Below are 14,988 nucleotides of genomic sequence, written 5' to 3'. Positions count from 1 at the left end.
ACAGCTTTCGTGCTGTCCTTTTTTTCCTCATTTTCTCAACAGCAGATAAATAAAATACGGCGCCCCGATCAACGCGACCATGATTCCCGCCGGAATGCCTTCGGGGTCGACGAGATGATGGCCGACTGTATCCGCGAACAAGAGCAGCCAGCCGCCAATCAGAATCGCGATGGGGATAGACAGTTGATGCCGCGGCCCTACGAACGCTTTCGCGATATGCGGGGCCATCAGCCCGATGAACGCGATCCCTCCCGTAATCGAAACCGCCGCAGCCGCCAGCGCGACAGCGGTCACCAGCAACACGAAACGCTCCTTTTCAATCACCAGCCCGACGCCGATCGCCACAGGCTCATTTAGCGAGAGGAGATTCAATCGCTGGCTTTTGTAAAAAGCAAACGGAACCAGGATCACCAGCCACGGGAGAATGGCCCAAATGAAAGGCCAGTCCGAGCCCCAAATATTCCCCGCCAGCCATTTGGCGATAAAATCCACTTTCTCGCGTTCGGCGGATGAGATGAGCACGATCATGACCCCGGACAGTGCCATCGAAAAGCCAACCCCGGTCAACACCAGCCGCACTGACTGCAGACCGGTTTTTTTGCTGTAGGAAAACAGATAGATCAGGTAGGCCGTGACGATAGCCCCGGCAAATGCAACCAGCGGAAGCCCATACACAAAAGCGCCTGCTTTTGCCGGGAAAAACAAAAAGAAAACGGCAAGGGCTACGCCTGCTCCCGAGTTGATGCCGATGACTCCGGGATCGGCGAGGTCATTTCGGGTGATTCCTTGCAAAATGGAACCCGACAGCGCGAGCGCCATCCCTGCGAGCAGGGTGACGATCATACGGGGCAAACGGACGGAAAACAACACGAATTCCTCTTTGAACGTGCCCTGGCCGAGAAGCGTCGGGATCAGCCGGTCATAAGACAGGGAGGAGTACCCGATTCCCATGCCGATGGCAAAGGTGACTAATAAGGGCGAACAGAACAGATAGCACGATGCGCTGTTTTTGGAGCAAAGCGGGATGAATCATGAGAATGCTTTCCCCCCTTTGCGCACGACGAACAGGAAAAACGGCAGTCCCATCATCGCAACAATAGCCGCCACCGGCGTTTCATAAGGGGCGTTGATGGTCCGTCCGAGCGTATCGGCAAACAGCATGAAAGAAGCCCCGGCGACGGCGGACATCGGTATGATAAAGCGGTAGTCCGTCCCAACGACCGAACGAACGATATGAGGAACCATCAGTCCGATGAAGGTCATATTCCCGACCAGCGAGACAGAAGCGCCTGTGAGCAAAATGATGACAACAAACAGGACGGACTTGACTTGTATCGTCTTTTGCCCCAATCCGACCGCCACTTCTTCGCTCAGGCTGAGAATCGTCAGCTGTCTGGAAAGGAAAATCGAAATCAGGATGCCCAGCACAATAAACGGAACAATGACTTCCAGCTGGCCCCATGACGTGCCAATCAATCCGCCGGCGGTCCACATGGAAACGTCTTTGGAAATTTTAAAGAAAAGGCCGACCCCTTCCGCGATTGCGTACAGAAATGCGGAAACGGCAGCACCGGCCAGCACGATGCGCAGAGGCGAAAAGCCGCCCTTTTTCATCGCGCCCATCCCGAATACCAGAATCGCTCCGACAGCTGCCCCCATGAAGCAAGCGATCATCAGGTGAAAGGAAGTGGCGGACGGGAGCAAGGCCATCGCGACGGCCAGAGCAGCGTTGGCGCCAGCCGTCAGACCGAGCAGCCCTGGGTCGGCGAGCGGGTTTTTCGTCATGCCTTGCATGAGGGCGCCGGCTACCGCCAATGCCGAGCCGACGAATATCGCGCCAATCTCGCGCGGCAGACGAATTTCGCGAATCATCGAAAGGATGTCGCCAGTCTCATCGGAAGCAATGGCCAGCCATACATCCCGGATCGTTGTGTCAGCAGCACCAAATACCATGGCGATCACAAACATGGCGGCAAACGAGAGCAAGCCCGCGATCAATTTGTATCCAAATGGGAGCAAACGTTGGTTTTCTTTCGTCATCTGTCTACCATCTTTTCTTTTTTATAGAATAAGGGGAACTGGTTGACGGAATATATCAGGGCTCCTTTGACAGGAATGGCGCCTGATCAATCAGCGGCCGAGAAAGCTGTTTGTAAAGAACTCCAGCTGGAACTCTAGCGTCAAAGGATCGTTAAAATAAAATTCTTTCGAAGCTGCTTCAAAAACGCGACTGTTTTTCACTGCCGGAATATTTTTATAGGTATCGGTGTTCTCGAATGAGTGATCCACATCCTTGTTCTTGCTGAAAATCAAATAATCGCCGACGAACTGAGGAAGCACTTCCAAAGACACGGCGTAGTAACCGCTTTTGAGAGCCGTTTCCTTGATCTTTTCCGGCATTTTCAGCTTCATTTCCCGATAAAGAATCTCCGTGCCGCGGCCCCAGTTGTCGCCGAAAACATAAAGCTGCTTGTCGAAGTTTTCCAGCACGGAAACGGTTTTGTCCTCGCCGATTTTGGCTCTGATCTCCTGTCCGGCCTGTTGGGCGCGTTTTTTGAAGTCATCAATCCACGCTTGCGCCTCTTTCTCCTTATTCAACAGCTTGCCGATCTCCAGGTATTGCGTCAGGTAATCCAATTTTCCGTACGTGTATGTAACCGTAGGGGCAATTTTGCCCAGCTTGTCAACGTTATTAATGTTTGACATGCCAATGATCAGATCGGGCTGCAGCTCAATAATTTTTTCCAGCGTCTCATCGGACACTTCCTGAGCGTCTTTCAGTTTTTCCTCAAAACGAGGGTTCTGTTTCGCCCATGAATCGGTGCCTACGATGTTTACCCCAAGAGACAGCACGTGTCCGGTGAAGTTGGAGAGCACGATCACCCGTTGGGGGTGGGCAGGCACCTGAATAGGTCCGTTTTCCGATTGGTAGGCAATCGTTTCCGAAGCGGTTTCCGCGGGGGATGCGTTTACTTTTTGCACAGTCGGCTGCCCATTGCAGGCGCTGATGATGAGGACGAACAGCAGAAGGAAGGGGAACAAAAACTTTTTCATTGCGTTATTCTCCTTTTAGCAGGTTGTAGGTGACACAAACTGGTTTGTTCGTCCGGGGATCACGCCCGATTTCCGCATCGATGCGAAACACTTTTTTGAGGACCTCGGGTGTCATCACTTCTTCGCAATCTCCCGCCTTTACGACTTCCCCGTCCTTCAAGGCGATGATGCAGTCGGCAAAACGGGCGGCCTGATTCAAATCATGCAGAACCATCACAATCGTGCGTTCCTGTTCCGCATTCAGCTTCTGCAAAAGCTCCAGAACCTCCAGCTGGTGCGCCATATCCAGATAGGTTGTCGGCTCATCGAGGAAAATAATCTCCGTTTCCTGGGCGAGGGCCATGGCGATCCACACCCGTTGGCGCTGACCGCCTGACAAGGCGTCGACAGGACGAAGCTTGAACTCTTTCGTTCCGGTGACCTCAAGCGCCCAGTCGATGACTTCATAGTCTCTTTTGCTCAGACGCCCAAAGCCTTTTTGATAGGGAAAGCGTCCGTAGGAAACCAGTTCGCCGACGGTCAACCCGCTGGCGCTTTCCGGCGTTTGCGGAAGGATGGCCATTTTTTTCGCCAAAAGCTTAGTGTTTTCTTTGGCGATGCTCTCTCCGTCCAAAATGACTGCACCGGACTGATGCGCAATAATGCGCGTGATCGCTTTCAGCAGCGTAGATTTTCCACAGCCGTTTGAACCGATGATGGTGGTGATTTTTTTGTCGGGAATCTGAACGCTGAGGTTTTTCACGATCAAGCGCTCCCCGTAGCCAATGCTTACATTATCCGTATACAGCCGAACCATGTTTCACACCCCGTTTGCAGGAATATGGGAAATGATGATAATGATTATCAATATCGCTTTCAAAAAATAATATAAAGTCCGCCTTTTTTCTTGTCAATAGTTCTCCTGGATTGTAAAAACCAAGAAATGCGTGTATACTTCGTTGATAATGATAATCAATTGCATGCTAATTGGTCAAGGAGTGAATACGGACATGGAGCGTCAGGAATTATTCGATGTGACGGTGATTGGCGGAGGACCGGCAGGGCTTTACTCTACTTTTTACAGCGGGCTGCGGGAAATGAAAACAAAGCTGATCGAATATCAGCCGCATTTGGGCGGGAAAATCCACGTGTATCCGGAAAAAATGATTTGGGACGTGGGAGGGCTGACTCCCATTACCGGAGAAAAGCTGATTGAGCAGCTTGTCAGGCAAGGGCTGACGTTTCATCCGGAGGTTGTGTTGAATGAAAAAGTGGAGTCGATCACGCGAAACGAGGAAGGCATTTTTGTCCTCCGTGCGGCGTCTGGCCGAAAGCACTATTCAAAAACAGTGATCGTCGCTGTCGGAGGCGGGATTTTGACGCCGCAAAAGCTGGAGATAGAAGGCGCGGAGAAATTTGAAGTAGCAAACCTGCACTACACCGTGAAGTCTCTGAAGTATTTCAAAGATAAAACGGTGATTATATCCGGTGGCGGGAATTCCGCGATCGACTGGGCAAACGAATTGGAGCCGATCGCAAAAAAAGTATATGTAACGTATCGAAAGGACGCGTTGAAAGGCCACGAAGCGCAGGTCACGCAGCTGATGAACAGCTCTGCCGTCTGCTATTTTCACACGTCGATCACGAAGCTGATCGCATCGGCGAATCACGAAGAAATCGAGAGTGTCGAACTGACCAATCACGAGACGGGAGAGGTTTCGCGCTTGCCCATCGACGAAGTCATCATCAATCACGGCTATGAGCGTGATGCGGGCTTGTTGAAAAACAGCGCGCTGAATATCGAGTTGGTCGACGACTTTTTCATTGCCGGCAATGCCAGCTCCGAGTCTTCGGTGCCCGGGCTTTACGCCGCCGGAGATATTTTGCACCATAACGGGAAGCTGCACTTGATCGCCGGCGCTTTCCAGGATGCGGCGAACGCCGTGAACAAAGCAAAGCAGTTTATCCAGCCCGATGCCAGCAAAATCGGGATGGTCTCCTCCCACAATGAGGTGTTTAAACAGCGTAACCGGGAACTGGTCAAACAAATGATGGGATCGTAAAAAACAAAGCATAGCGGCCGGGCCGCACATCAGCCGGATCAGCCGACAACAGAAAAAGGCTTCATCCCCGAAGACGTCGCTTTCTTGCGCCAGCTCGTCAAGGACTCGCTGGTCCTTGCGCCCTTGACTTTGCCGGCTTTGAACAGACGTCTTGCTGAAGGGAATGAAGCCTTTTCACTTTCAGTGGGTTACACTTGATTATTACTGATTTTTTACGACTTCCTGTCCGCGTACATTCCAGGTAAACGCAAAGACGGTAGCCGCCAGCGCGCACGAAACGGTCAGCAAAATAAACCCTGCGTCCCAGCCGGATGCGTCAACGATCACACCCATCAACGCGTTGGCAGTTACGGTGCCGCCCAGGTAACCGAACAGGCCAGTCAGTCCGGCAGCGGTTCCGGCTGCTTTTTTCGGAACGAAATCAAGCGCTTGCAAACCGATCAGCATGACGGGACCGTAAATCAGGAAACCGATGGCAATCAGGCAGATCATGTCGATGAAGGAATGTCCAGGCGGGTTGAGCCAGTAGACCAGAACGGCGATCAATACGCCAAGCATAAAGACGAACCCTGCCGGTCCCCGGCGTCCTTTGAACAGCTTGTCGGAGATCCAGCCGCACAAGAGCGTCCCCGGGATACCTGCCCATTCGTACAGGAAATAGGCGACGCTCGACTTGCTCATGTCGAACCCTTTTTCCTCGCTCAAGTAGGTCGGCGCCCAGTCCAAAACGCCGTAACGTACGAAGTAAACGAAAATGTTGGCAATCGCGATTGCCCAAACCCATTTGTTGTTTAACACATATTTGAACAGAATTTCTTTTGTAGACAGTTCGGTTTCAAACGTTTTCTTCTCTTTGGTCGGATAGTCATTGCGGTATTCTTCGATCGGCGGCAGACCAACCGACTGCGGAGTATCGCGAACCAGGTAGTACGTAACAAATGCCATGACAACCGCAACGAGAGCAGGCAGGATAAACACGCCTTCATACCCGGAGGAGGAGCCTCCCGAAAGCCCGGCGAACAGAGCCACGCCGGCAACAGCGATCGGCGCCATCAACCCTCCGCCGACATTGTGGGCTACGTTCCAGATGGCGGTTTTATTTCCGCGTTCGCTGATGCTAAACCAGTGGACAAGGACGCGTCCGGATGGAGGCCATCCCATTCCCTGGAACCAGCCGTTCAAGAACAGCATAATGAACATGATCGTAACAGACGAGGTGAAGAAAGGGAAAAATCCCATCAGTAAACTGATGATGGCAGAAAGAATCAAACCGGCAGGCAGGAACATTCGCGGATTGCTTCGGTCCGATATGATGGCCATGACAAATTTGCTGATCCCGTAGGCGATCGAAATGGCCGATAGCGCAAAGCCAAGCTCGGATTTCGAAAATCCTTCATCGATCAAATACGGCATGGCAAGCGAGAAGTTTTTGCGAATCAGATAATACGCTGCATAACCGATGAAGATTCCCAGAAAAACTTTCAGCCTAAGCTTTTTATACTCGGAATCAATTTTCTCGTCAGGCAGTCTCTCGATAGGTGGCGCAGGCCGAAACAGTGAAAGCATGTTTTCTCCTCCTCTAAAATAAATTTAACAAAGATAAACCATGCACAGCAAAAAACTCATACTTTAAAAGCCCTTTCATAACTGAAAGTGCCAAAAAGTATGAGTCTCCGAATCTCCATCATAGTTAACTTGTCATTACGTGTATTTTATTATTCGTTGTAAACGTTGTCAATGAGGTGTTTCGTGTTTTCCGGCCAGCTTCCCAACGGAAAAACCATGGGAGTTTTCTCCATCAACCCCCCATGGTTGAGAGAGCCTTTCTTTACCTCTGCGGGCCGCCCTCAAGCCGGCGGCCCCGGTCGGGAATGACAAACGATACCGACGTGCCCTCGCCTGCCTTGCTCTGAACGGAGAGTCCTTGTCCGTACAGCTGCGTCAACCGCCGATTGGTGTTGGACAATCCGATTCCGGCTTTGGACTTGCCCGCCGGATCCAGGAGCTGCCGGACCTTATCTTGCTCCATCCCGATGCCGTCGTCCTTGACCTCTATCAGCGCAGACCGGTCTTGGCAAGCGATACGGATCTGAACCGTGCCTCCCCTGGCGCGTCTCAGGACACCGTGCCGGACTGCGTTTTCGACCAGTGGCTGAATCGTCAGCGGCGGAAGAAGCAAATCGAGATCAGGGTCGACTTCCCACTGGATGGACAGCCTTTCCTCAAAGCGCTCTTTTTCGATATACAGATAGGCCCGCACCAGCTCCAATTCATGGGAAAGCTCCACCAGCTTTCCTGCGCTCAAAAAATCGAAGCTGATCCGCAAATAGGAGGTAAAGGCGTCCCCGAGCTTCCGCATCCGCTCTATATCCAGGTCGCTCAAGGCCATGAGCGAGTTCAGCGTATTGAACAGGAAATGGGGGTGAATCTGGGCTTGCAGATATGCGGCCTCCATGCGAAGCCGTTCCTTGACGGACTGCTTCAAGGCGATGAGAGACCAGATACGGTATTTGAGCTCCAGAGCGTCGACCGGCTTGGTGACGTAATCATTGGCCCCGGACATAAAGCCGGTGTAGATATCCTCCGGTTCGCTGCGAGCTGTCAGCAGCAAAACGGGGAGCTCCGAAGCGGAGAAGCGTTCCCGTACCTTTTGCGTCAGCTCGTAGCCGGACATATGCGGCATCATGACATCCGAGATCAGCAAATCCCATTGTCTCGTATAAAGCATCTGCAGCGCTTCGCGCGCGGACGTTGCCACTCCGACATTGTACGACTCCACTGTAAGGATGCCCGCGAGTACTTTCAGGTTGACGGGGTCGTCATCGACGATGAGGATGTTTGCCTTTTCTTCCCCGAAAGGCAGCAAAGCCAGCGGACGGGGGGTCCGTTCATTGGACCCGGCGTCGGAAGTCAAACGCGAGGCCGCCGTTTCCTCGAAAGCCTCTGTCTGCGGAGCTGACAAGCCCTGTTTCGCTGGCAAACTGTGCGGGGCGGCCAACGGGATCGAAAAGCTGAACACAGCCCCTTTGCCCAAGCCGGAGCGAACGGTCAACTCGCCGCCGTGGAGCTCCACCAGCTGCTTGCAAATGCTCAATCCGAGCCCGATTCCCCGGCCATCGCCTTTTTCGTAGGCGCCCTGCTCATACGGCATAAAAACCCGGCCCTGCGTTTCTTCGTCCATGCCCGGGCCGGTATCGGATACATAAATGACGGCTCGCCCGTTTCGAGCCTTGGCGGAAACGGCTACCGTCCCTTCTTCCGTGAATTTGAGCGCGTTGTGCAGCAAATTGAACAAAATCTGGACGAGTCGCTTTTCATCCGCTAAAACAGGCGGCATCGATTCGTCTATCTCCGTTTTTAGCTGGACGGGCTTGCCTTCCGTCATAAACCTCAGCATGCCGAAAACGCCGGAGACGACAGATTGAATGGTGAGCGGCTCCTTTTGCAGCAAAATGCGATTTTCCTTGATCCGCACGATGTCGAGCAAATCGTCCAGCAAATGCGACATCCGGCGGCTGACCGTGATCAGCAGCTCCAAGTCCTCCAGGCTTTCGGCGTCCATCGCGTGCTTCTGTTTGGTCGCGATGTTCCGGGCGATATTCATGATCCCGTGCAGAGGCGTTCTCAGCTCATGCGATGTGTTGGCGAGAAACTGGTCCTTCATTTTGTCCGCCTTTGTCAGCTGTTCGTTCAGCTTGATGTTTTCCTCGGAGTTGCGGAAGTACTTTTTAAACCAGTAAGCGGAAAACCCTACAATGGCCGCAAACACGTCGATCGGGTAGTAGACGCTTGTAATTTCCAGGTGGTAATTAAGCATTCCCCATACAGCGCTGGATATGATGCTGGTGGCGGTAAGCTGCAGGAAAATAGCGTCTTGCTGGTTTTTTATGATCATTCTCGCGATGATACAGACAAACCAGACCAAAGGAAACACATAAAGCGCGGTGAATGCTTTTGCTTCGACCGTATAGTAAATGAGCGGCGGAGAGGCGGCCAGCACAACCCCTGAATACAGAACCAGAATAGCGGTATACGCAAGGAACAATCTGGCATACTCCGCTTGTCCGGAAAAGATTCTGGCCATCAGCAAGATAAAAAAGGCCATCCACATATAGGAGAGCAGTTTGATCTTCAGCGCCCAAGCGTAGTCCATCGGGATCCACAGCCCCAGCAAATAGTCGTGATCGGACACAACCGAAATGGAAGTGGCTACGAGCAGCAGGAAGAAGACAAGGAACGCCTTTTGCCGCCGTGGATTGAACAAGTACAGAATGCAGGCGTACATGCTGTGCAAAATCAAGACGATGAAGGTAACGAGCTGAAAGCCAATGGAATACCAGCGTTCGGTATCCAGTGCCGCCTGCGAGCCAAAGCGGATGGATCGGACAATACCTCCTTCAACCGGGTTGTCGAAATTGGCTATGCGGACAAGGAGCTCGATCTCTTTTGTTCCTTCTGACGTATAGGTAGCTGTATAAGAAACATTCCTCGGCCAATACTCCTCCGCTCGTTTCGCAGGCTGGCCGATTGCGGCTTCCACCTTGCCGTTGATTTCCACAATGGAAGAGGCCTCGAGATCCCGAAACCAGAAGGCGTAAGGCTGCTCCAAAGGCTTATCGATCAGGATTCGCAACCGGTACGTCCCGTAGCCAAACGAAGATTCCGCTCCTTCGGGAAAAGCGCTTCGCCAGTCTCCCGGAACTTGAACATAACGCGAGCTGTCGGCGGACAGCCGCGCAATGTCTTCATGCGAGACGAACGCCCCTGGGTAAAACTCCCATTCGCCTTTCAGCGCAATGGTTGGCGCTGTCTCGAAAGGCCATCCCCGCATGTCAAGCACTCCCCGAGCCGCATGGGGATGCTCCGCCGTATGAAACATCTCCGACCAGAGCAGCCGCAGGCTGAGCAGGAGAGAGACAAAAAGAATGGTGGTCACAACGTATTTGAAGATCGGTTTTTTAAAAATTTGCATCATGTGGCTTTAGATTCGATTCAAGCCGCGCTTTTCCCTCTTTAAAAGTACTTTGCTGACATGCAGCTCGTGCGATCGATTCTTAGCAAAATGCACCTCTGGAAACGGGATTCGCTATCGTACGGATGCCGTTTTTGCTACAATGGGGGCTATAAAACCAAGGGAGAATAGAAATCATGTCGACATTGCCGAATTGCCCAAAATGCAACTCTTCGTACACCTACGAGGATGGAGGTCTCTTGATTTGCCCGGAGTGCGGCCATGAATGGACCCTGCAAGCAGAAGCCGCAGCCGGTGAAGATGTGAAGACGGTCAAGGATGCGTACGGGAACGTCTTGCAAGACGGAGATACGGTAACCGTGATCAAAGACCTCAAAGTAAAAGGAAGCTCATCGGTCGTAAAAATGGGGACAAGAGTAAAAAATATCCGCCTGGTCGATGGGGATCACGATATCGACTGCAAGATCGACGGTTTTGGAGCGATGCAGTTGAAATCGGAATTTGTGAAGAAGATCTAAATGCCAGCATGACCATTCCCACGAGCAGAATGAGCCCGACGAAAAAAAGGACTGGTGAGAACTTGCCTCTCCAGTCTCAAATATTCTTTGACACTTGCAATAGCTGCCGTTTTTTGTGAATTGCTTCTGAACCCTGGTCTTTAAACCCGAATACGTCCGCAATTGCCCTGAAGGGGAATCATCGTCCGACCGTTCTCGATAGATACCTCTAATTCTTTAATTTGACTTTTGCAGTGTCCAGCCATAAGTCTTATTGATCTCATCCAATTCTTTTTGCGGGAGTGCATTGACATATGCTTGAGGTACGCCTTGGCCTTCCTCAATTCGTTTTTTCGTAAGCTCTACAAGCTCCGCGGTGGTGAAATCTTTTGTTCTTTTAAGCTTCAAGCCATAAGTCTCATTGATCTCATCCAAATTTTTTTGCGGTAGTTGATCGATATATTCTGGAGCTACGGGCAAATCATCTTTCAACCATAGTTTAATCTGCTCTACAAGCTCCTCAGTGGTATATTTCGGCGGCGATATACTTTTTCTCATTTCGGGTACCTCTGTTACATTCCCATCCTTATCGTAGTAGAAGACCCTCCCATCCTCCAATTGACTGTAAACATTGCGGCCTTGAGGCTCTTTACTAGTCGGAATTTTGGGTGGCACTGCCTTGGGCGGCACTGCCCTGTCCGGTACTGTCGATTCGGTCGCAGACGCAACCAGTCCGCCAATTCCAACCATTGAGATTGTTGCAACAAGAGATAGTATAATGATTGGCTTATTTCTTTTCTTCGCATTCATGAGGTTTACAAGTCTCCTTTTCATATATTTTTTTGAATTGCAAAGACTGTTGGTGAAAACAACATTTCTCTGCATAACGCCATACTGCAGCATTGCTAACAGGGTTTCGCCGTATAACCTGCGGCTTTCCGTATCCATGTCCTGAACGACTTTTTCGTCACAGGAGAGCTCGCAAAGCATATTCAACTGCTTGTTGAGCGAATAGGCCGCCGGATTAAACCAGTGAACCGCGTTTGCAACGAGTACGATCAGTTTCATTAGCAGATCGCCGCGCTTTAAATGAACGAGCTCGTGGGAGATAATCATGGCGAGCTCTTTTTCGCCCAACGGGGTATCCGGCAAAACAACAATGGGTTTCCACAGCCCCATGACCATGGGTGTTGTCGCATGGGCACTGACGATTACCTTGACGGGGCAGTTAACCGTCTCACATACGCGGCTGTTTTGCAAGATCGACCGCTTAAAAGCCCGATAGTTTTTTACATTCACAGCAAGAAAGACAATTGTTCCCACTGCCCATATCAGGATGGCGGTTAAAGCGATTTCTTGAAGGTTTTCCAGCCGCGACAAACTGACAAACAGTTGATTGAGAAACGGGTGATGACTTGCCGTTTGTTCGATTGGCAGGACGTGCATATCGTGTATATATGGTTCCGTCACCTTTTCCGTCAGCGGGCTTGTGCCGGTATCGGGCAAAATTGAGCGGATAAACAAACCAAGCCCGTTGATGATCGCTGAACCACCAAGCAGAAAAAACACAGGAATGAAACCGGTGTAATAGTGCCAAGTCTGCGAAAACAGTTTTTGCGTGATTGGCTTTGCACTGATCTGCACGATCCAGACGATCGTCCCGACGAATGACGCAATGATGAGAGACGGGAGAAAATCTATCATTTCTCACCTTCCTTTCGTGCAAACCACTCTTTTAGCTCCGTTATGTCCTTTTGGCTGAGTTCTTCTTCATCAACCAGAGCAGCGATAAAATTTTTTACCTGCCCGTTGTACAAGCGGTTTAAAAATGTCTTTGTTTCGTACTTCTTGTACTCTTGCAGTGTCAATGCAGGAGCGTAAACATTCGTCTTGCCGACCATTGATTTTGTTAAAAACCCTTTTTCTATCAGCCGCTTCAGGATGGTCGATACAGTTGAAGTTTTCCAGTCCTTGCTTGCGAAAATATCCAAAAGCTGTGCAACCGTGACGGGAGCGGCTAATTCCCATATCACCTCCATGACTTCCAATTCAGTTTCAGATAACCTTCCTAATTTTTTCATCAGTGCGCACCTCTGATTTTCAATGCGACAACTTGTCGTAATTAGAATGTACGACGAATTGTCGCAGTTGTCAATAAGTGATAAAATGATTGTGTCAATCGTCAAAATAGAAAGAAAAAACATCCCGTATCACTGTATACTGCGGAACGGGATGTTTATGTTTGGCAATAAAATTCACACGAAAGTGGGGCTAAGAAAATCGGGAAATGCCTTTTCGGACAGCCCCTTTTCTTGCTCAAAACACGCCGGCCAAAACGGGTACGAGCCATGGAGCCACACCAAGTGTCATGAGCGCCGCCAGAATCATCGACAAGCTGGAAATCGTGCCGGTTACCGGACTAAACTCGAACGCCTTGGACGTCCCGGCTCCATGTGCCGCTGTGCCCAGAAGCACGCCGCGGGCAATGTCGTTCTCAATCCGCAGCCATCGGATGACCATCGGCCCGATGACAGACCCGAGCAAGCCCGTCATGATCACAAATACAGCTGTAATCGCCGGGATTCCGCCAATGCTTGCGGATACGTCCATGGCGATGGGAGTGGTGACGGAGCGCGGAATGAGACTGTCGACAATTTGCATGTTGAGATGGAGCAGCCGGGCGATGAACAGAGAAGAGACAATGGCTGCAACCGAACCGGACAACACGCTGACAATGATCTCTGTCGCGTGTTTTTTCAGGATATGAAAATATTTGTACAGCGGGACAGCGAATGCGATCGTAGCCGGTTCGAGCATGTCGCTCAGCCAATTTGCTCCCGCCTGATAAGAGTCATAGGGTGTATCCGTCCATACTAATAACGCGACGATCAACAGCGGGGCCGTCAGCAGCGGAGACAAGTAAACCTTCGGCTTGAGCCGGTAACACCGCTTCGCTCCCCAGTACAGGCCAATGGTGAGGATGAGACTCAGAAAGGCAATCATGGCAGGGGACTACGCTCCTTTTTCTCGGCGATTTTTTTGGCGACCAATCCTGCGCTGGCCATGACGATGACGGTGCTGACGACAATTACTAATGTGACGTAGACGCCGTCATTGAGCAAAACGTGTTTATATTTCATGATGCCCACAGCGGAGGGAATGAAGAAGAGCAGAAGCTCCGCCAGCAGCCATTGTGCGCCCGCTTCGATCCAGTCCAGGCGAATCCATTTCGCTTGCAGAAGCAGGAAGACAATCAAAATACCCAAAATGCTGGCGGGGATTTTCAGCTGAAAGAAATCGACCAGCTTGTGCAGGAGCAGGGAAAATGCGCACAGCAGAATCACTTGTCCCGCGCTTTTCAGCAGGGTTGTCACATCGCTCCCTCCTTTCTGTGAAAAGTTTACACGATCTGTTTGCATAGGTAAAATGAATAGATAGAATGTCTTGTATTCATTTCATCTATGCATAAATAAGGGGACCATACATGGATATACGCCATTTGCAATATTTTTTAAAGGTAGCTCAATACAAGAGCTTTACGAAGGCGGCGCAGTCGTTGTACATCACGCAGCCTACCATCAGCAAAATGGTCAAAAACCTGGAGGAGGATCTGGGCGTCGTGCTGTTTCACCGGTTGGGCAAACAGCTGGAACTGACGGATGCCGGGGAAATCCTGTTCGTCCAGGCCCAGGATATTGTCCACTCCTTTCAAAACCTGTCGGCTGAGCTGGGGGACCTGATGAATTTGAAAAAGGGGCATATCCGCATCGGATTGCCGCCGATGATCGGTTCGAGCTTTTTCCCGAATGTGCTGGGGAAGTTCCGCGAGCAGTATCCCGCCATCACGATTCAGCTTGTGGAAGACGGGGCCAAGAAAGTGGAAGCGGATGTGGAAAACGGCGTATTGGATATAGGGGTTGTCCTGTCGCCGACCAATGACGAGCTGTTTCATTCGTTTTCGCTGGTAAAGGAGAAGCTGATGCTGCTCGTCCATCCCTCTCATCCTTTGGCAGGCAGAAAAGCGGTATCGCTATCCGAACTGGCCGAGGAGGAGTTTGTGTTCTTTCGGGAAGATTTTGCGCTTCACGGCCGGATCACGGCAGAGTGTGTACAGGCGGGGTTTCAGCCGAAGGTCATCTATGAAAGCTCCCAGTGGGACTTTATCAGCGAGATGGTGGCCGCGAATTTCGGCATCGCCTTTCTTCCCGAGCCGATCTGCCGCGAGCTCGATGAGGAGCGGATTCGGGTTCTGCCCCTAGAAGAGCCGGTGATCCCCTGGCATCTGGTCATCATTTGGCGCAAGGATCGGTATTTGTCGTTTGCCGCGCGGGAATGGATCCGGTTTACACAGAAGCTTTTCGAAGAGTGGAGGGACAGCAAACAGCGTGAAAAAGGCTGATCGCCGCTTGCATTTTGCAAACGG

General features: G+C 51.2%; 12 protein-coding genes and 1 pseudogene. 3 read left to right on the top strand and 10 right to left on the bottom strand.

The window, feature by feature from the left end; all coding sequences use genetic code 11:
• Positions 1 to 27: 27 nt before the first annotated feature.
• From Q3F21_RS08330 to Q3F21_RS08315, 4 genes and pseudogenes are all read right to left on the bottom strand, one after another.
• Positions 28 to 1,033: pseudogene (locus Q3F21_RS08330) on the bottom strand (FecCD family ABC transporter permease).
• Entirely contained in the window at positions 1,030 to 2,040 is a 1,011-nt protein-coding gene (locus tag Q3F21_RS08325; protein WP_340251238.1) for a FecCD family ABC transporter permease, read from the bottom strand. The pseudogene Q3F21_RS08330 and the gene Q3F21_RS08325 overlap by 4 nt, the downstream one beginning before the upstream one ends.
• 90 nt (positions 2,041 to 2,130) lie before the next feature.
• Entirely contained in the window at positions 2,131 to 3,054 is a 924-nt protein-coding gene (locus tag Q3F21_RS08320; RefSeq protein WP_340251236.1) for an iron-hydroxamate ABC transporter substrate-binding protein, read from the bottom strand.
• 4 nt (positions 3,055 to 3,058) lie between these two features.
• The gene (locus tag Q3F21_RS08315) at positions 3,059 to 3,850 is read right to left on the bottom strand and encodes an ABC transporter ATP-binding protein (protein WP_340251234.1); all 792 of its coding nucleotides are present in this window, start codon (positions 3,848 to 3,850) and stop codon (positions 3,059 to 3,061) included.
• A gap of 193 nt (positions 3,851 to 4,043) precedes the next feature.
• Between Q3F21_RS08315 and Q3F21_RS08310 the strand changes: the two genes are divergently transcribed.
• The gene (locus Q3F21_RS08310; RefSeq protein WP_340251231.1) at positions 4,044 to 5,096 is read left to right on the top strand and encodes an NAD(P)/FAD-dependent oxidoreductase; all 1,053 of its coding nucleotides are present in this window, start codon (positions 4,044 to 4,046) and stop codon (positions 5,094 to 5,096) included.
• A 201-nt stretch (positions 5,097 to 5,297) separates the two neighbouring features.
• On the opposite strand, the gene glpT is transcribed toward Q3F21_RS08310, so the two are convergent.
• Positions 5,298 to 6,662 (bottom strand): glycerol-3-phosphate transporter, encoded by a 1,365-nt coding sequence (gene glpT / locus Q3F21_RS08305; protein ID WP_340251229.1) that lies wholly within the window; start codon positions 6,660 to 6,662, stop codon positions 5,298 to 5,300.
• A gap of 262 nt (positions 6,663 to 6,924) precedes the next feature.
• Positions 6,925 to 10,071 (bottom strand): hybrid sensor histidine kinase/response regulator, encoded by a 3,147-nt coding sequence (locus Q3F21_RS08300; protein ID WP_340251227.1) that lies wholly within the window; start codon positions 10,069 to 10,071, stop codon positions 6,925 to 6,927.
• 173 nt (positions 10,072 to 10,244) lie between these two features.
• Here Q3F21_RS08300 and Q3F21_RS08295 point away from each other — a divergent pair, with 173 nt between their 5' ends.
• The gene (locus Q3F21_RS08295) at positions 10,245 to 10,586 is read left to right on the top strand and encodes a zinc ribbon domain-containing protein YjdM (RefSeq protein ID WP_340251224.1); all 342 of its coding nucleotides are present in this window, start codon (positions 10,245 to 10,247) and stop codon (positions 10,584 to 10,586) included.
• Positions 10,587 to 10,802: 216 nt separating this feature from the next.
• Here Q3F21_RS08295 and Q3F21_RS08290 read toward each other — a convergent pair whose 3' ends face one another.
• From Q3F21_RS08290 to Q3F21_RS08275, 4 genes are all read right to left on the bottom strand, one after another.
• Positions 10,803 to 12,269, bottom strand: coding sequence for a M56 family metallopeptidase (locus tag Q3F21_RS08290; RefSeq protein WP_340251222.1), 1,467 nt, complete (start codon positions 12,267 to 12,269; stop codon positions 10,803 to 10,805).
• Positions 12,266 to 12,646, bottom strand: a complete 381-nt coding sequence (locus Q3F21_RS08285; RefSeq protein ID WP_340251220.1) for a BlaI/MecI/CopY family transcriptional regulator — start codon at positions 12,644 to 12,646, stop codon at positions 12,266 to 12,268. Before Q3F21_RS08285 ends, Q3F21_RS08290 begins: the two co-directional genes overlap by 4 nt.
• Positions 12,647 to 12,881: 235 nt before the next feature.
• Positions 12,882 to 13,568, bottom strand: a complete 687-nt coding sequence (locus Q3F21_RS08280; protein ID WP_340251219.1) for a CidB/LrgB family autolysis modulator — start codon at positions 13,566 to 13,568, stop codon at positions 12,882 to 12,884.
• Positions 13,565 to 13,939 carry a CidA/LrgA family holin-like protein gene (locus Q3F21_RS08275; protein ID WP_340251217.1) on the bottom strand — a complete coding sequence of 125 codons (375 nt, stop codon included), beginning with the start codon at positions 13,937 to 13,939 and terminating at the stop codon, positions 13,565 to 13,567. Before Q3F21_RS08275 ends, Q3F21_RS08280 begins: the two co-directional genes overlap by 4 nt.
• A 110-nt stretch (positions 13,940 to 14,049) precedes the next feature.
• Here Q3F21_RS08275 and cidR point away from each other — a divergent pair, with 110 nt between their 5' ends.
• Positions 14,050 to 14,964: a cidABC operon transcriptional activator CidR gene (cidR, locus tag Q3F21_RS08270; protein WP_340251215.1), complete on the top strand. Its 915-nt coding sequence runs from the start codon at positions 14,050 to 14,052 to the stop codon at positions 14,962 to 14,964.
• Positions 14,965 to 14,988 lie beyond the last annotated feature (24 nt).

Origin of the sequence: Brevibacillus borstelensis (assembly GCF_037834415.1) — a bacterium.
Taxonomy (GTDB): domain Bacteria; phylum Bacillota; class Bacilli; order Brevibacillales; family Brevibacillaceae; genus Brevibacillus; species Brevibacillus borstelensis_A.
The sequence above is the reverse complement of the archived record's forward strand: the minus strand, read 5'-3'. Positions and strand labels throughout refer to the sequence as shown.